Annotated in this window: 14 protein-coding genes; all 14 read right to left on the minus strand. The window is 55.3% G+C overall.

Going from position 1 to position 17,813, the window contains the following annotated elements:
- Positions 1 to 9: 9 nt before the first annotated feature.
- The 14 genes from FN037_RS11830 to nuoE all read right to left on the minus strand — a co-directional run bounded on the left by FN037_RS11830 (position 10) and on the right by nuoE (position 17,813).
- Positions 10 to 1,029 (minus strand): fimbrial protein, encoded by a 1,020-nt coding sequence (locus FN037_RS11830; protein ID WP_138361356.1) that lies wholly within the window; start codon positions 1,027 to 1,029, stop codon positions 10 to 12.
- Between the two features lie 19 nt (positions 1,030 to 1,048).
- Positions 1,049 to 3,598 (minus strand): fimbria/pilus outer membrane usher protein, encoded by a 2,550-nt coding sequence (locus FN037_RS11835; RefSeq protein WP_142502318.1) that lies wholly within the window; start codon positions 3,596 to 3,598, stop codon positions 1,049 to 1,051.
- Positions 3,599 to 3,628: 30 nt separating this feature from the next.
- Positions 3,629 to 4,291: a molecular chaperone gene (locus tag FN037_RS11840; protein WP_142502319.1), complete on the minus strand. Its 663-nt coding sequence runs from the start codon at positions 4,289 to 4,291 to the stop codon at positions 3,629 to 3,631.
- A gap of 60 nt (positions 4,292 to 4,351) precedes the next feature.
- Positions 4,352 to 4,885, minus strand: a complete 534-nt coding sequence (locus FN037_RS11845) for a fimbrial protein (protein ID WP_138361359.1) — start codon at positions 4,883 to 4,885, stop codon at positions 4,352 to 4,354.
- Positions 4,886 to 5,572: 687 nt separating this feature from the next.
- Positions 5,573 to 7,030 (minus strand): NADH-quinone oxidoreductase subunit NuoN, encoded by a 1,458-nt coding sequence (gene nuoN, locus FN037_RS11850; protein ID WP_138361360.1) that lies wholly within the window; start codon positions 7,028 to 7,030, stop codon positions 5,573 to 5,575.
- Between the two features lie 6 nt (positions 7,031 to 7,036).
- Positions 7,037 to 8,566: an NADH-quinone oxidoreductase subunit M gene (nuoM, locus tag FN037_RS11855; protein WP_142502320.1), complete on the minus strand. Its 1,530-nt coding sequence runs from the start codon at positions 8,564 to 8,566 to the stop codon at positions 7,037 to 7,039.
- A 250-nt stretch (positions 8,567 to 8,816) separates the two neighbouring features.
- On the minus strand, positions 8,817 to 10,658 hold the full coding sequence (gene nuoL / locus FN037_RS11860; protein ID WP_138361362.1) for an NADH-quinone oxidoreductase subunit L: 1,842 nt from the start codon (positions 10,656 to 10,658) through the stop codon (positions 8,817 to 8,819).
- Positions 10,655 to 10,957: an NADH-quinone oxidoreductase subunit NuoK gene (gene nuoK, locus FN037_RS11865; protein ID WP_138361363.1), complete on the minus strand. Its 303-nt coding sequence runs from the start codon at positions 10,955 to 10,957 to the stop codon at positions 10,655 to 10,657. Before nuoK ends, nuoL begins: the two co-directional genes overlap by 4 nt.
- Positions 10,954 to 11,508 carry an NADH-quinone oxidoreductase subunit J gene (gene nuoJ / locus FN037_RS11870; RefSeq protein WP_138361364.1) on the minus strand — a complete coding sequence of 185 codons (555 nt, stop codon included), beginning with the start codon at positions 11,506 to 11,508 and terminating at the stop codon, positions 10,954 to 10,956. Before nuoJ ends, nuoK begins: the two co-directional genes overlap by 4 nt.
- Positions 11,509 to 11,518: 10 nt before the next feature.
- A complete protein-coding gene (gene nuoI / locus FN037_RS11875; RefSeq protein ID WP_138361365.1) occupies positions 11,519 to 12,061 on the minus strand; it encodes an NADH-quinone oxidoreductase subunit NuoI in 543 nt (180 codons plus the stop codon).
- Positions 12,062 to 12,075: 14 nt separating this feature from the next.
- Positions 12,076 to 13,053 carry an NADH-quinone oxidoreductase subunit NuoH gene (nuoH, locus tag FN037_RS11880; protein ID WP_138361366.1) on the minus strand — a complete coding sequence of 326 codons (978 nt, stop codon included), beginning with the start codon at positions 13,051 to 13,053 and terminating at the stop codon, positions 12,076 to 12,078.
- Entirely contained in the window at positions 13,050 to 15,776 is a 2,727-nt protein-coding gene (nuoG, locus tag FN037_RS11885) for an NADH-quinone oxidoreductase subunit NuoG (protein WP_142502321.1), read from the minus strand. The genes nuoH and nuoG overlap by 4 nt, the downstream gene beginning before the upstream one ends.
- Before the next feature lie 202 nt (positions 15,777 to 15,978).
- Complete coding sequence (nuoF, locus tag FN037_RS11890; RefSeq protein WP_138361368.1) at positions 15,979 to 17,316, minus strand: NADH-quinone oxidoreductase subunit NuoF; 1,338 nt, start codon at positions 17,314 to 17,316, stop codon at positions 15,979 to 15,981.
- Positions 17,313 to 17,813 carry an NADH-quinone oxidoreductase subunit NuoE gene (nuoE, locus tag FN037_RS11895; protein ID WP_138361369.1) on the minus strand — a complete coding sequence of 167 codons (501 nt, stop codon included), beginning with the start codon at positions 17,811 to 17,813 and terminating at the stop codon, positions 17,313 to 17,315. The genes nuoF and nuoE overlap by 4 nt, the downstream gene beginning before the upstream one ends.

The following is a 17,813-nucleotide window of genomic DNA, read 5'->3' on the forward strand; positions in this document are numbered from 1 at the left end:
TTGCTCCTGTTATTGAATTTCAGCCTGAATGGTTGCCGTGGCCGTAAATCCGCCGCCTGCGGGCAAATTGCCGGTAGTATTAATCGGATAGATTTTCATGGTTGTTTCGCCGATCTGGGCAGAGTAGTTCATATTGACCGGTAACAATCCTGAAAGAACAGGGATTTTGGTTCCGGTAATATTTTCGATCCGTACGCCAATGTCATTATTGCTGGTGGCCAGCGCAGAGTTGTCATGGTTATCCGCTGCCCCCTGAAATGAAAGGGCGATTTTTACCTTGTTGGAAATATTGGTACAGGCCAGCGTCATATTTACCGTATGCGGAGTGAAACCCGTCGGCATCTGGCCCGCTGTTTTAAAGTTGTTGGCCGCAATATCGCCAAAATCGACGTGAATCGGCTGACCGGTATTAATTTCACAGGATTGCGGTACCGTCACCGTACCGCTCATTGATATCTGCGTCATTGGAATCGAGCTATAGCTTCCCGATTTCGTCGAACCGTAAACATTAAGAACAACCGTCTGAGGGATCGTCACCTGGCCGACAAAAGGTCGGGTAAAATAGAGTGATATATATCCTCGCGAGCCGGCATCAAAATATGTACCATTTGCACCACATACAATAACATCAAAACCCTGATTATTAACCGGGGTAGGAAAAAATTGATTTTGATACCCCGCTAAATATATCTCGCTGGCAATTTCGAGGTATTCATTAAGTCGATAGAAATTGAGTCCGTTGCGGGTCTGGGTCTGAGTCAGGCCCGGTATCGTCGCTTTAACCCGCAGAGTAGCGGAATATTTGCAATCACATGTTGTCAGGTATGTTCCCCCGGTATTCCACCCGTACAAACGGTTAAACAACCTGCCGGCCTGATTTTGCAAAGGGTCGGTGAACGTTTGAACAAACGAAAAGCTGTCCTGAAATGGAGCACCGCTATTATTCTGGCACCAGCCATTTCCCGCCATCGCCTGCGGCGATATCATCAGCGCCGCCAGACCCGCCAATATTCCTGAAAATCGTTTCATTGTCTCTGCATCCTTTCGATTAGCGGCATAGCCCCTGGGCGACAATAATACCGGTTAGGGTTTTGCCTGACGGCAACGCATACGGGACCCGACAGCGCTCTTGTGCGCCAGCCCCCCATTTCACATTAAGTTCGCCATCAGGTGCCAGCCCGGTCAGATAGACCTGCCCGCCATCACCAACGATAAAAGCTTGCGCTGGTGCTGCGGCACCTGTCACGCTTACCATTGCGCCAAAAGGCAAGGGCTGACCATTCTCCCGGCGTATCGTCATCAGCACCCGATTGCCTACGCTGGTAACATAATTTGCGCGAACCACCGCGCCGCGAGTCGGCACCACCGTCTGGGTGGTTAACGCAAGCTCGACATCATCCGGCATGGTGCTGGTATCAAGGGTCAGCGTATTTTTGCGATAAGGCGAGGCGTAAGGCACCACGGTATAGCCGCGCCAGTCGGTCCTGACGCCGGTCTGGTTGTTTACGCCGACGCCCGCGGCGCCAGGGGCCTTAATTAAAGCCACCGTTTCGCCAAAAGGCTGGCCCAGCGTCAGGCCGTTTTCATGTACCAGTACCCCGCCGCGCAGGGAGTAGTTCAGGCGATGGTTGTATTTGTCATGGCTGTAGCCGCCGGTCAGTTCAGCATAGGTTGCGCGCCAGTCCGCGTTGATGCTGCCGCTCTCGCCTCTTCCCTGGCTGGTATAGCCTTCCTGCACGCTCCAGCTCAGGTTATTACGCTCCAGCAGCGTGCCGGACAGCCCCAGCGTATTGCTGGTAGAACCATTTTTGCTGCTGTTCAACGCGTAATTTGCATAAACTGGCTTAGGTAGCCATTCACCGAGCGGTACGCTAATACTGAGCGCGAACAGATGATCTTCGTCATTACGTTTTCCGCTACTCCGATCGGTGGTATTGCGGTTATAGCTGTAGTTCAGGCTATAGCTAATACCACGCCAGCTATTGTTGTAACTGACGCCAACGGATTCCATCGTACGCCCGGTGGACCAGTAATCCTCATGGACATAGCTCAGCGACAGCGACCCTATTTCGTCGCCGAGGCTCTGGCTGAGCGTCGCTTCTCCGCGGTTACGCCGCCGTTCGCTCGAAGCGCTATCGCGATTATCCTGATAGGTATTCAGTACCTCCTGCATATCCCAGTAGCCACTGGTCGCATAGCGATATCCCGCCAGCGTCACGTTGGTTCCCATGCCCGGCAGATCCTTGCTATAGCGGACCCGTAGCGACTGCCCGCTCTCCCGGTCTTGATTCCGCTGCTTCGACCACGCCTGGGTGACATCCGCTGAGACGGCGCCGATCGCGCCGAGGTTTTTCCCCATCCCCAGCGCCAGCGCCTGATATTTGCGGCTAAATTGCCCCCCACCGTAAAGGGTCGCTCCCCAGGGCAGACCGTAAATCGCCGTGGCCTGGCTTAGAGGCGTCTGATCAATGCTATTGTCATAGGCGCGGTATACGCCGGAGGTAAGGCTGTATTTCAGACGGCCTTCACGCTGAAGTACGGGAAGCGATGCATAGGGCACCACCAGGTGCTGCTCGCTGCCATCAGACTCTTTGATGGTGACCGATAAATCGCCCGAGCCGCCGGTTGGATACATATCGGTGATTTCAAACGTGCCGGGAGAGACGTAGGACTGGTAAATCTCATAGCCGTTCTGACGAATCGTGACCTGGGCATTCGTCCGGGCGATGCCACGAACGACAGGCGCATATCCGCGCAGGCTTTCCGGTAGCATATCGTCATCGGACGCGAGCATCGCCCCACGGAAAGGAATGCCTTCGAAAACATCGGCATCGGTGTTGCTGTCACCCAGCGTCAACACGCCTTTCAGAGCGGTAATATTGCGCTGCGCATAGGTATAAACCGTATCCCAACTGCTATGTGACACCTCGCCGCTGCTGCTGCGGTTCCACGTCGTGTAATTGCGTAAACGCCACGGCCCGATATTGATGCCGGGACGCAGATTAACGTACTGGCTGTCGCTGTCGGGCGTATGATCTTTACGCGACCAGTTATTCGCCCCGCTCAAAGAGTAATTCAGCAGGAGCGCCGTCACCCCGTCATCCCACCGTTTCGGATCGACCCATCCCCGCGCGGCGCTGGCAACCGCCGCCTGAGGGAAGCTTAATAACAGGCGCTGCTGGCTAAAACGGAAATCGGCTTTTGCCTGCGGTATTACGCCCAAATCCGCACAGTCCGCCGATTTGCGGCCCAGTTCAGGAAACTGCGCAACGCGCACACCCCACACGGCAAGCTCCTCAACGTTCAAACAGGGCTGCAATTCGATTGCTCCCTGAGCGTCGCGCTGTTGAAAAGCCACGTCCCGGGTATCCATAAAGACATTGTTGAGGTAAATATCTACCCGGTAGGTTCCCGGCTGCTGCCCTCCAACACGCTCATAGGCCGATAGATCCGTGATGCCCGTCTGCGGGCCGTCTATTTCCAGCAAGGCCGGGTTAAATACATCCCGCGCCAGCGCATCATCACACCACGGTAGTAAAGCAACGACCAGAGCTACAGCTATCTGATTTAGCTGCCATTTATTATGGTTATTTGTCATTCTCTCTGGAACTCCCTGGCCTGACGGCCTTTATAAATCAGCGCTGTGCGGTGCGCCAATTCCTCCGTAATCATTAATCAATTTCCAGCGCAAAGTGCCTGCGCTACCGCGCGGTAGTTCAAAGCGCGCCGTTTCTCCCGGCGCCACCCAATTAGCGTCTTTGACTTCTGCGCCACCAATCTTTACCTCAGCGAAATTCATATAAAATCCGGTGGGGTTAGTAACCTGCAGCGTATTGCCGCTGCGCGTCCAGCGCAGCTGCTCCGTCACCATTTCTGGCGTTCCCGCAACGGATTTCGGCCGATAAATTAATTTGATGCGCGTTTTAATGGCGATCTGTAAGGTATTGGCGCCCTCTTTAGCCTGAGAGGATGGAATCGCTTTGATATTCATCCAGAACATACTTTCTTTATTTTCTGGTAACCCGCCGCTATAAATCACCCGCAGACGGGTCTGCTGTTCACCCTCCAGGCGAAATAATGGCGGGGGTAACAGAAAGGGCGAAGAGCCGTTATTCGCCTCTACCCAGCTTTGAATAAGATATGGTGTAGCATCATTATTCGTTACGCTGAGAGAGGCCTCTTTTTTGCCACCGTGATAAATCAGACGAGTACCGCCGGTGACGACGCCCGCATATGCCGCAGAACCGACTAACAGCCATCCAGCCATCAGCACGTTGAGGTATCGTTTCATCTCCTGCTCCCTGGAAAAGCGAGCCGTATTCGGCTCGCTGCACGGTCAAATAGACGGGAATCAGTTGTAACTGATAGTGAAGTTCGCAGCGCCGTCAGCGGTACCAGCAGTAACGGTGCTCTCAGTCTGGATATAACGCACACGGAACGGCAGATCGATATCACCGGAACCCGGAATATCCAGACTGGTCGAACGGGAATACAGCGGCAGGGTCGCGTTGGTGCTGCCATCAACCAGCTGCAGGGCTACACCGGACGCGACGCCAGAAGAACCTGCTCCAGTCAGTTTCAGTTTGCTGTCGTCGCCGCCAACGTTATCGCCAGAGAATATTACCGATGCTTTAGTCACCGTATTCGGGCAGTTTTCTAACTTAATAGCGAAGCGTTGTTCTGCGGCAGTCGAGCCAACGCCGGTAAACTGCGTCTTGGGAACCTGCCCCATCAGCACTTCCAGCGGGTTAGCCATATTGTTGACCACGTCACAGCCCGCATCGATGACAGCACCGGTAAACTTCACCTGACCGTCTACTGCAAACGCAGCACCAGAGAACACCGCGCAACCAGCAACCATAGTAGCAAGTAATGTTTTATTCATGATTTATCCTTTTCAATACAGTTAATGCAGTCAATGTATTAACGTAAAAGCGCAATACCGTGCGCATCCTTTCATTTGTGCTTGATATTAATAATACAAAGAATATCACTCCATTAAATGGATATAATATTCAAGTCGTTATCCGTATCAAACTGGCGCCATGCTATCGACAGATTTTAATATTGTCAATTCGCGCTTAGGAATATTCGCAGCTTTATTTCGGTTAAATTACATTAAATATCATAAATATTTATACCTTTAGTTTTTTAGATTTATTTTATGTATAAATTACGTTGAAGTTTATTTATCAATATTATCATTACCCTCCCAACAATATAACACACTTATCTTATTTACCAAGCTAATACAAACCCCGCATTATTATTTTTCATATAAATATTCTCACCCTGGATATTTCCACAAGCCAAAATCCGAATTAATCGCACATCACACTATTATTACCCCTCACAAAACCCTATTTATAGCGAAATAATAGTTTCCATTACCCGATTTACTTTGTAAAAAAACAGCGGACACTTATTAAATAAGTTTATCCGTTATTGATAAATAGAAATCAGGGAGTAAAAAACGCAAAGTGAGATGAATAAGGCGAGCACAAAATCTACTACAGGTTAACATCCGCTTTAAAGGATCGCCGAAGCGATCCTTTACCATTGAGCGGGCAAATTACATCAGCGGCATCGCCAGTTGCACAATGCTAATCAGCGGCTGCGGCCATACGCCTAGCACCAGTACCAGCAGCGCGGAGATCAGCACCACGATGCCTCCGGCGCTGTACTGCCAGTCGGACGGCGCATCGCGATTCAGTGTCTCCGGTGCACTCAGATAGAGGCTCACCGCCACGCGTAGATAGTAGTAGAGGCCGATTGCAGACCCAACAACCACCGCGCCCACCAGCCACCACAGGTGCGCATGCACACCGACCGCCAGCACGTAGAATTTACCGATAAAGCCCAGCGTCATCGGAATACCGGCGAGAGACAGCATCATCACCGTCATCACCGCCGACAGAATCGGACGATGCCAGAACAGGCCGCGATAGGAATAGAGCGAATCCGCATCCGGCCCACGGTACGGGCTGGACATCAGACTCACCACGCCGAACGCGCCGAGGCTGCTGAACAGATAACCGGCCAGATACACGCCTACCGCTTCCATCGACATCTCGCCGCTCTGCAGGGCAATCATCACCACCAGCAGGTAGCCAAGATGGGAAATGGAAGAGTAGCCAAGCAGACGTTTAATATTGGTCTGACTGAGCGCCATCAGGTTACCGAAGATAATGGACGCGAACGCGATAAGACCCAGTACCATGCGCACCGCTTCGCTATTGCCCACCGGCATATAGAGGAACAGACGCATCACCACGCCGAAAATGGCAATCTTGCTGGCGGTCGCCAGAAAGGTTGATACCGGCGCAGGCGCCCCCTGGTATACGTCCGGCGTCCACAAATGGAACGGCACCAGCGACAGTTTGAAGCCGAGACCAACGATCATCAGACCCAGCCCTGCCAGCAACAGCGGCTCATGCAGAGCGTTGTCCGCCAGGCTCTTACCAAGGGCAAGAAACGACAGGTTGCCAGAGTTCGCATACACCAGCGCCATACCGAACAGCAGGAACGAAGAGGCAACGGCAGACAAAATGGTATATTTGATACTGGCTTCCAGCGAGCGTTTCTGGCGGAAGGCATAGCCGACAAGACCGAACAGCGGCAGCGAAATCAGTTCGATACCGAGGAACAGGGACGCCAGATGATTGGCGCCCGCCAGCAGAATACCGCCCATTGCGGCAATCAGCACCAGCAGATAGAACTCTTCTTTATTGTCCTTGTACCCCTCAAGCCACGGATAAGCAAAGGTACAGGTCGCCAGACTGGCCAGCAGCACCAGCCCGGAATAGAGCATGGCGTAACCGTCAACACGAATCAGCGGCGTGACGTCCATCGCGCCGTTCTGACCCACGAACCAAAGTGAAATCAGCGCGGCGTTCAGGCCGAGAACCGACAGCGTGGCATTGAGGAAATGATTGCGTCGCCACGCAATGGAGAGCATCACAACCACCACCGTCAAGCCGACGATCAGCAGCGGTAGCAGTGCGATCAGTTGTTGTGGAGTTATTGTCATGGCGAATTACGGCCTTGTAGTAGAAACAGAATTAACAAACCACTGCTGAATGTTGCTCATCGCAGAGTGCGAGGTATCCAGAATCGGCTGCGGGAAGAAGCCCAGCAACACCAGCAGAACCACCAGCAGCAGGATGATAGACAATTCACGCAGGGACATCCCCGGCAACGTTTTGGCGGCGATTGCGCTTTTTGCTTTGCCAAAGTAGGCGCGATGCAGCATCGCCAGCGAGTAAACCGACGCGAACACCAGACCAAAGGTAGAAATAACGGTAATCATCGGCACGGCTTTATAGCTGCCGAACAGAATCATAAATTCGCCGACGAAGTTACCAGTACCCGGCATCCCGAGCGTCGCGACGGCAAAGAACATCGACAGTGCCGGTAACCACTTAATTTTGCTCCACAGGCCGCCCATCAGACGCATATCGCGAGTATGCAGACGTTCGTACAACTGACCACAGAGAATAAACAGACCGGCAGCGGAAAGACCGTGGGCAATCATCTGAATCACCGCGCCCTGATAAGCCAGCTGGCTACCGGTATAGATCGCGATCAGCACAAAGCCCATATGGGAAACAGAGGTGTAGGCAATCAGACGCTTGATATCGGTTTGCGCGAATGCCATCCATGCGCCGTAGAAAATACCGATGACGCCCAGCCACATTGCGATGGGGGCAAACTCGGCGGACGCGTTCGGAAACAGCGGCAGCGAGAAGCGCAGCAGACCGTAGGCTGCCGTTTTCAACAAAATACCGGCCAGATCAACAGAACCCGCTGTCGGCGCCTGGGAGTGCGCGTCCGGCAACCAGCCATGTAGCGGAACCACCGGCATTTTTACCGCGAAGGCGATAAAGAAGCCCAGCATCAGCAGGTATTCCACCCCGTGCGACATTGGCGTCTTCAGCAGATCTTCGTAGTTGAACGTCCAGACGCCGGTCGCATTGAAGTGGACAAACGCCAGCGCCAGGATGGCGATCAGCATGATCAGACCGCTCGCCTGGGTATAGATGAAGAACTTGGTGGCCGCCGTGATACGCGTTTTGCCGTCAGAGGCTTTATGGCCCCACAGCGCGATCAGGAAGTACATCGGCACCAGCATCATTTCCCAGAAGAAGAAGAACAGGAACAGGTCGATGGCGAGGAACACGCCGATCACGCCGCCCAGAATCCACATCAGGTTCAGGTGGAAAAAGCCCTGATATTTTTCAATCTCTTTCCAGGAGCAAAGTACCGCCAGCACGCCCAGCAAACCGGTGAGCACCACCATCAGTAGCGACAGACCATCGATAGCCAGATGGATGCTAATACCGAAGCGCGGGATCCACGGCAGCACGAACTCAGACTGCCATTGCGGAATACCGGTGGATTGTGTCAGAGAATAGCCGCCCTGCATCCACAGCAGCAGACCGAGCACCAGCGTCAATCCCATGGTGATCAGCGCGATCCAGCGCGGCATCTTCACGCCAAAGCGTTCGGACTGCCAGCACAGAAAGCCGCCGATAAAGGGGATGAGTATTAACCAAGGTAATAACATAGCTAAGTATGTCCCTTATATTTACTCCTGCTCAGGCTATCTCGCTCACCAGCCCGAATCCCGGCAGTGCTCGCAATCCTCACGTACTTTTGTACGCTCCGGTCGCTCTGCGCTGGCGGTCTTCGGTCTGACTTCGCCGATGACACCTGTACTTCAGGAACAGATTTTCAACGAATTCTAAAATTATTTTTGGGCTTGCAGGCCGGATAAGCACAACGCCATCCGGCAATCGTTCATCCAGCCAACAAACTCAACGCAATACCATCAACAGCGCCAGCACCACAACCGCACCGATGCTCATGGAAGCCACATACCAGCGCAGATAGCCGTTCTCGCTCACCACCAGGCCTTTGCCTGCGAAACGGGACAGAATCGCCGGAATGTTCATCAACGCATTCAGCGGATCGCTCTTCAGCAGCCACGCCACGCCAAGGAACGGCTTCACGAACACGTTGTCATACAGCCAGTCGAAGCCCCAGGCGTTGTACCACCAGGTTCCGAGCAGACGGCCCGGGGCGCTATTGGCAAGCGAGGTCACCAGCGTGCGTTTACCCAGCCACAGCCAGGCGGCAATCAGGATGCCGGCAATCGCGACAACGCCAGAGGTTATTTCCAGCGTCATTACACGGCTATGCTCAAGTTCGCTGGTCTGCGGCAGAACCCCCTGCAACGGCGGTACAATCAGCGCGCCAACGAAGGTTGAAAGCACCAGCAGCACAATCAGCGGCAGATGATGGGTAATTCCCTTCCCTGCATGCGCGTGAATTTGTTCTTTACCGTGGAACACGATGAAAATCATACGGAAGGTATACAGCGAGGTAAAAAATGCCCCGACCAGACCGGCAAGCATCAGGTTGATATGACCGTTAGCCATCGCGCCTGCCAGAATTTCATCCTTACTGAAGAAGCCCGCGGTCACCAGCGGCAACGCAGACAACGCCGCGCCCCCCACCAGGAAGCAGACGTACACCAGCGGAATAGACTTCCGCAAACCGCCCATCTTAAAGATGTTCTGCTCATGGTGGCAGGCGAGAATCACCGAGCCGGAAGAGAGGAACAGCAGCGCTTTAAAGAACGCATGGGTCATCAGATGGAAAATCGCCGCATCCCACGCCTGCACGCCAAGCGCGAGGAACATGTAGCCAATCTGGCTCATGGTGGAGTAAGCGAGCACACGTTTGATGTCGGTCTGCACCAGCGCGGCGAAACCGGCCAGCACCAGCGTCACCGCCCCAACAATCCCCACCAGATGCAACACTTCCGGGGTCATCAGGAACAGGCCGTGAGTACGGGCAATCAGGTAGACACCGGCAGTCACCATGGTTGCGGCGTGGATCAGCGCGGAGACCGGCGTCGGCCCCGCCATCGCGTCGGCAAGCCAGGTCTGCAACGGCAGCTGCGCGGATTTACCTACCGCGCCGCCCAGCAGCATCAGCGTTGCCCACCACAGCATATTGTTGCCCGCGGCGAAGTGCTGAGGCGCCAGCTCGACCATTTCACGGAAGTTCAGGGTACCCAGTTCGTTGTAAAGAATGAACAGCGCAAAAGCGAGGAATACGTCGCCGATACGCGTGACCACAAACGCTTTCATCGCCGCCGCGCCATTCTTCGGATCGGTGTAGTAGAAACCGATCAGCAGATAGGAGCACAGGCCCACGCCTTCCCAGCCGAGATACATCAGCAGCAGGTTATCGGCAAGCACCAGCACCACCATGCTGGCGATAAACAGGTTAGTGTAAGCGAAGAAACGGGAGTAGCCCTCTTCACCGCGCATATACCAGGAGGCGAACATATGGATCAGGAAGCCGACGCCGGTCACCACGGAAAGCATGGTCAGAGAGAGACCATCCAGCACCAGGTTAAAACCAATGTTGAAATCGCCCACCGACATCCAGGTCCACAGCGGCACGCTGATCGCCTGTTTACCGTTAGCAAAGAAGTCGACGCCGACGAACACCGTGACCAGCGCCGCCAGACCTACCGAGCCCACGCCCACCGTAGCGGATAGATTTTCCGACCAACGACCGCGGGAGAACGCCAGCAGGACAAAGCCAATCAATGGCAAAATAATGGTTAAGGCAAGCATGTTCATCCACGCAACTCACTTACTGAATCAATGTTCAGATTCTGGCGACGACGATGGAGCTGCAGCAGCAGCGCCAGGCCGATACTCGCTTCTGCGGCGGCGAGGGTGATGGCGAGAATATACATTATCTGACCATCAGTCTGGCCCCAGTAGCTCCCGGCAACCACGAAGGCCAGCGCGGCGGCATTGATCATGATCTCCAGGCTAATCAGCATAAACAGCAAATTGCGGCGGATAACCAGCCCCGTCAGCCCGAGGACAAACAGGATAGCGGCGAGGATCAATCCATGTGTTAAAGGGATCATGCGTGTTCCTCCGTTTTTCTTTTATCGCTGTCGTTCGGACGGTTGCTCAGCACTTCCCCGGCGCGCTCTTCGCGGCCAATATGGAAGGCGACGACCAGGCCCGCCAGCAGCAGCATGGAGGCCAGTTCCACCGCCAGAACATACGGTCCAAACAGCGCAACACCCACCTCTTTGGCGTTAATCGCCACGCCGTCGATACCCTGATCGTTCAGGCCGAGGATGGCGTAGACAATCACCGCCAGCAACACCGCAGAAAGAATGGCCGGGCCAATCCAGATCCCCGGCTTCAGCCACTGACGCTCCTGCTCGATTTCGCTACCGCCCAAGTTGAGCATCATCACCACAAACACGAACAGCACCATAATGGCTCCGGCGTAGACGATAATTTCCAGCGCGCCAGCGAAATACGCCCCCAGCGAGAAGAACACCCCGGCTATCGCCAGCAGAGAAATGATCAGGTACAGCAGCGCATGCACCGGATTGGTGTGGGTGATCACCCGCAAGGTCGCGAGGATGGCTATCAGGCCACAGATATAAAAAGCGAATTCCATTACCCTCTCCTTACGGTAACAGGCTTTTGACGTCGATAGGCTTAGCTTCGTTCTCTGCTTCGCCTTTATCTTTGCCGTCGATTGCCATACCCGCCATCCGGTAGAAGTTATATTCCGGGTATTTGCCCGGGCCGGAAATCAGCAGATCCTCTTTCTCGTACACCAGATCCTGACGCTTGTATTCGCCCAGTTCAAAATCCGGGGTCAACTGAATCGCCGTGGTCGGGCACGCTTCTTCGCACAGGCCGCAGAAAATGCAGCGTGAGAAGTTGATACGGAAAAATTCCGGATACCAGCGGCCATCTTTCATCTCTGCTTTTTGCAGCGAGATACAGCCTACCGGACAGGCTACCGCACACAGGTTACAGGCAACGCAGCGCTCTTCGCCGTCCGGATCGCGCGTTAACACAATGCGGCCACGGTAGCGCGGCGGCAGATATACCGGCTCCTCCGGGTACATCTGAGTTTCACGTTTGGCAAAGGCGTGCATCCCGATCATGCAGATACTGCGGACCTGGGTGCCAAACCCTACCAATAATTCTTTTAAGGTCATGGTCAATTCACCCCTTATTGCGCCTGCCAGAGAATGACAGCCGCCGTTACCAACAAGTTGATCAGCGTTAACGGCAGGCATACCTTCCAGCCAAAGGACATTACCTGGTCATAACGGGGACGCGGTAATGATGCGCGGATCAAAATGAACATCATCATAAAGAACGCGGTTTTCAGCGCGAACCAGATGAAAGGAGGTAACCATGGGCCATTCCAGCCGCCGAAGAACAGCGTCACGATCAGCGCCGATACGGTAACAATTCCGATATATTCACCGACGAAGAACAGACCGAACTTCATGCCGGAATATTCGATGTGGTAACCATCGGCCAGTTCCTGTTCCGCTTCCGGCTGGTCAAACGGGTGACGGTGACACACCGCCACGCCCGCAATCGCAAAGGTTACGAAGCCAAAGAACTGCGGGATGATGTTCCACAAATGCGCCTGGTTATTGACGATATCGGTCATATTGAACGACCCCGCCTGCGCCACCACGCCCATCAGGGAAAGCCCGAGGAACACTTCATAGCTCAGGGTCTGGGCAGAAGCACGCATCGCGCCGAGCAGGGAGTATTTGTTGTTGCTCGACCAACCGGCGAACAGCACCGCATAGACCGCCAGCCCAGCCATCATCAGGAAGAACAGAATGCCGATGTTCAGGTCAGCGACAACCCAGCTCGGGCTGACCGGCACAATCGCAAAGGCCAGCAGCAGCGAGGTAAAGGCGATAACCGGCGCCAGAGTAAAGATCACGCGATCCGAGAAGCGCGGAACCCAGTCCTCTTTAAAGAACATCTTGATCATATCGGCGACGAGCTGCAGCGAACCGCCCCAGCCCACGCGGTTTGGCCCATAACGGTTCTGGAACAGGCCCAGCAGACGACGCTCGCCAAAACTCATAAACGCGCCGCAGGTAACCACTACCAGCAGAATCACCACCGCTTTGAGGATGCTTAACAGAATGTCGATGAGATCGGGAGTTAACCAACTCATGCTTTCGCCTCCTGCAGAGTATCAATACACGCGCCGGTCAGTACCGGCGCAATCCCTGGCATGCCCATCGGTAAGCCAACCTGACCCGCCGTCAGCCCCGCCGAAATAACCAGCGGCAGGCGGAGCGTCTGACCATCAACGCTGAAGGAGACCGTTGCACCGTCATTAACGCCAAGCTTCGCGGCGTCCACCGGATTAAGCTTGATGTACGGCTGTGGCATCCGGCTCTGGAATACCGGAGAGCGCTGCGACATTTCGTCACTGCCGAACAGGTGGTAATAAGGCGCGATACGCCACTTCCCTTCTTCAGCCTGGAAGCCTGCCGGTATGTTAGTAAAGTACGCCAGACCGCTGGCGGAAGCTTCAATCAGACGCACCCCCGGATCGCCATGACGCAGTTTACCGCCCACTTCATCCTGGAATTTGTTCCACGCCTGTGGGGAGTTCCAGCCTGGCGCCCAGGCAAACGGAATCTGCGAACGCGGCGCGCCCGGCTGGTTGTTCCCTTCCATTGAGAAGGCGAACATGGTGTCTTTATCCTGCGGCTGACGCGGCTCATGAACGCTGATGTTAGCGCGCATCGCGGTACGACCGCTGTAGCGGTGCGGTTCACGCGCCAGCTTCTGCCCACGAATGCGGAAGGTCGCATCCGGCGCGGCGTCTTTAATACCCGCCAGCTGCGGTAAGGCGGCAATCGCGGCGTCAATGACATGGTCCAGCTGCGTCCAGTCAACCTGGCGGTTGTTAACGGTGCTGTACAATGAATGCAGCCAGCGCCAGCTTTCCAGCATCACGGTTTTCGCATCATAGTAAGCCGGGTCGTAAACCTGGAAGAAGCGCTGAGCACGGCCTTCATTGTTAACCACCGTGCCATCGCTTTCGGCGAAGCTTGCCGCGGAGAGCACGAGGTGCGCGTTTTCCATAATCGCTGTGCGCTGGTGGTCAACCACCATCACCAGCGGCGCTTTCGCCAGCGCCGCATCAACACGGGCGGCGGAAGCGTGACGGTGCAGGTCGTTTTCCAGCACGATAACCGCATCAGCAGCGCCGGTCTCCAGTTCGCTCAGCGCCTCATCAAGCGAGCCGCCGCCGATCATCCCGAGGCCAACGCTGTTCACCGCGCGAGCCACCATGGTAACGCCGACATCCGCGCCGCGCCCCTTCAGGGCTTTCGCGACGTTTGCCGCCGCCTGGATAATCTCAATGCTGCCAGCGTTAGTTCCGGAGATAATCAGCGGTTTTTTCGCCCCGGCTAATGCCTGAACGATAACGTCGATTTTGCCTTTCAGCTCACTGCTCATCTCCTCTACCGCCGGTGCGCTGTCGTCCAGCGCGTGGGCGATGGCAAAACCGAGACGCGCCTGATCTTCCACCGGCGCGCGGTAGGTCCAGGCGGCGATATCATCAAGACGGGTATCATCAATATTGGTGACGAACAGCGGATGCTTCACCCGTTGACCGATGTTAAGGATCGCGGCGATCTGCCAGTCGGCGACTTTTTGCGCCGCCGCCATTTCACGCGCTTTGCCTTTAACCGCCTGACGCACCGCCAGGGCGATACGCGCGCCGGTCTGGGTAATATCTTCCCCAAGAATCAGCACCGCGTCGTAGGATTCAATTTCGCGCAGCGCCGGAGTATGGATACCGCCTTCGCGCAGCACTTTCAGCATCATCTGCAGGCGTTCTTGTTCGCCCTTTGCGATACCGGTATAGAAGTTATCGGCGCCCACCAGCTCGCGCAGCGCGAAGTTGCTCTCGATGCTGGCGCGCGGGGAACCAATACCGATAACCTTTTTCGACTGACGCAGAATATCCGCCGCCCCCTGCATCGCCTGCTCGGCGTTGAGGGCAATCAGATCGTCGCCGCGACGCTGAACCGGCTGACGCGGGCGATCTTTCAGGTTCACATAACCATAGCCGAAACGACCGCGGTCACAGAGGAAATAGCGATTAACGGTGCCGTTATAACGGTTTTCGATACGGCGCAGTTCACCGTAGCGCTCGCCGGGGCTGATGTTGCAGCCGATGGAACACTGCTGACAGATGCTTGGCGCAAACTGCATGTCCCATTTACGGTTATAGCGCTCGGAGTGCGTTTTATCAGTGAAGACGCCGGTCGGGCACACTTCCACCAGGTTGCCGGAGAATTCGCTTTCCAGCACACCGTCTTCCGGACGGCCAAAGTAGACGTTGTCATGCGCGCCATACACGCCGAGGTCGGTGCCATCGGCATAATCTTTGTAGTAACGCACGCAGCGATAGCAGGCAATGCAGCGGTTCATTTCATGCGAAATAAACGGCCCCAGATCCTGATTGCGATGAGTACGCTTGGTGAAGCGGTAGCGACGGAAGCTATGACCGGTCATCACGGTCATATCCTGTAAGTGGCAGTTGCCGCCCTCTTCGCAGACCGGGCAGTCATGCGGATGGTTGGTCATTAGCCACTCAACTACGCTTTCGCGGAACTGTTTCGCTTCTGCGTCGTCGATGGAAATAAAAGTGCCATCGGATGCCGGTGTCATACAGGACATCACCAGGCGGCCACGCGTGTCTTCCGCGTTTTGATATTGCTTCACCGCACACTGGCGGCAAGCACCAACGCTTCCCAGCGCCGGATGCCAGCAAAAGTAGGGAATATCAAGGCCCAGAGAGAGACAAGCTTCCAGCAGGTTGTCCGCCCCGTTCACCTCGTATTCTTTGCCGTCTACATGAATCGTAGCCATTAGCATGCTTCCAGTTGGCTCAGCCGAGACCGAGCGTTAATCAAAATTCTTCCCCTCACCCCGACCCTCTCCCCAAAGGGGCGAGAGAGAAAGCGGTTCCGGTTCATTCACCCTCCCCTCTGCGAAGAGGGAGAAAAACGACTGCGGCTCTGGCCCTAACCCTCTACTTCTGAGGGGAGAGGGTTAGGGTGAGGGGTTAAAATCACCAGCGCGTCTTAAGCAGATTCGGCTGAATACCATTAATTGCATGGGTATTGCTGAACTGCTGTTTAATGCCGGCTTCGAATTCTTCACGGAAATATTTAATCGCGCTCTGCAGCGGCTCAACCGCGCCCGGCGCGTGCGCGCAGAAGGTTTTTCCCGGCCCGAGGAACCGACACAATTGCTCAAGTGTCTCAATATCTCCCGGCTGGCCTTCGCCGCGCTCCAGCGCACGGAGGATTTTCACGCTCCAGGGCAGCCCGTCGCGGCACGGCGTACACCAGCCGCAGGACTCACGGGCGAAAAACTCTTCCAGGTTACGCACCAACGACACCATGTTGATCTCGTGGTCAACGGCCATCGCCAGCGACGTCCCCAGACGGCTACCCGCTTTACCGATACTTTCAAATTCCATCGGCAGGTCGAGATGCGCTTCAGTCAGGAAATCGGTCCCCGCGCCGCCAGGCTGCCAGGCTTTAAATTTCAGGCCATCACGCATGCCGCCAGCGTAATCTTCAAGAATTTCACGCGCGGTGGTGCCGAACGGCAGTTCCCAGACGCCCGGATTTTTCACGCGACCGGAGAAGCCCATCAGCTTGGTGCCCGCATCCTTGCTCTTCGAGATGTTCTGATACCACTCCACGCCGTTCGCGAGGATCGCCGGAACGTTACACAGCGTTTCCACGTTGTTGACGCAGGTCGGTTTGCCCCATACCCCGGAGCTTGCCGGGAACGGCGGTTTAGAGCGCGGATTGGCGCGGCGGCCTTCGAGGGAGTTAATTAGCGCGGTTTCTTCGCCGCAGATATAGCGCCCTGCCCCGGTATGGACAAACAGTTCGAAGTTAAAGCCGGTGCCGAGAATGTTTTTGCCCAACAGACCGGCTTCGGTCGCTTCGGCAATCGCCCGGCGCAGATGCACCGCCGCTTCAATATATTCGCCACGCAGGAAGATGTAGCCACGGTACGCTTTCAGCGCGAACGCGGAGATCAGCATCCCTTCCACCAGCAGGTGCGGCAGTTGTTCCATCAGCAAACGGTCTTTATAGGTGCCCGGCTCCATTTCATCGGCGTTACACAGCAGGTAGCGGATGTTCATGGACTCGTCTTTCGGCATCAGGCTCCACTTCAGACCGGTGGAGAAGCCCGCACCGCCGCGCCCTTTCAGACCGGCGTCTTTTACCGCGGTGACGATTTCATCAGGCGCCATCCCGGAGAGCGCTTTACGCGCCCCGGCGTAGCCGTTTTTACTCTGATATTCATCCAGCCAGACCGGCTGTTTGTCGTCGCGCAGACGCCAGGTTAACGGATGGGTTTCGGCAGTACGAATAACGTTTTTCATTTATACCGCTCCAGGAGGTCAGGAATCGCTTCCGGCGTCAAATAACTGTGAGTGTCCTCATCAATCATCATGGTCGGCCCCTTGTCGCAGTTGCCCAGGCAGCAGGTCGGCAGCAGAGTGAAACGGCCATCAAAGGTGGTTTGACCCGGTTTGATGTCCAGCGTCTTCTCAATTGCCGACTGAATCCCCTGGAAGCCGGTAATGTGGCACACCACGCTGTCGCAGTAGCGGATCACATGACGCCCCACCGGCTGGCGGAAAATCTGGCTATAGAACGTCGCCACACCTTCGACATCGCTTGCCGGGATCCCCAGCACATCGGCGATCGCGTAGATTGCGCCATCCGGCACCCAGCCGCGCTGCTTTTGCACAATTTTCAGCGCTTCAATGGACGCCGCGCGCGGGTCTTCATAGTGGTGCTTTTCGTGCTCAATCGCCTCACGCTCTGCCGCACTCAGCTCAAAAGCCTCAGTTTGTGGTTGTTGATTCTCGTGCAT

The organism is Klebsiella sp. 2680 (assembly GCF_900198535.1).
Lineage (GTDB): Bacteria > Pseudomonadota > Gammaproteobacteria > Enterobacterales > Enterobacteriaceae > Klebsiella > Klebsiella indica.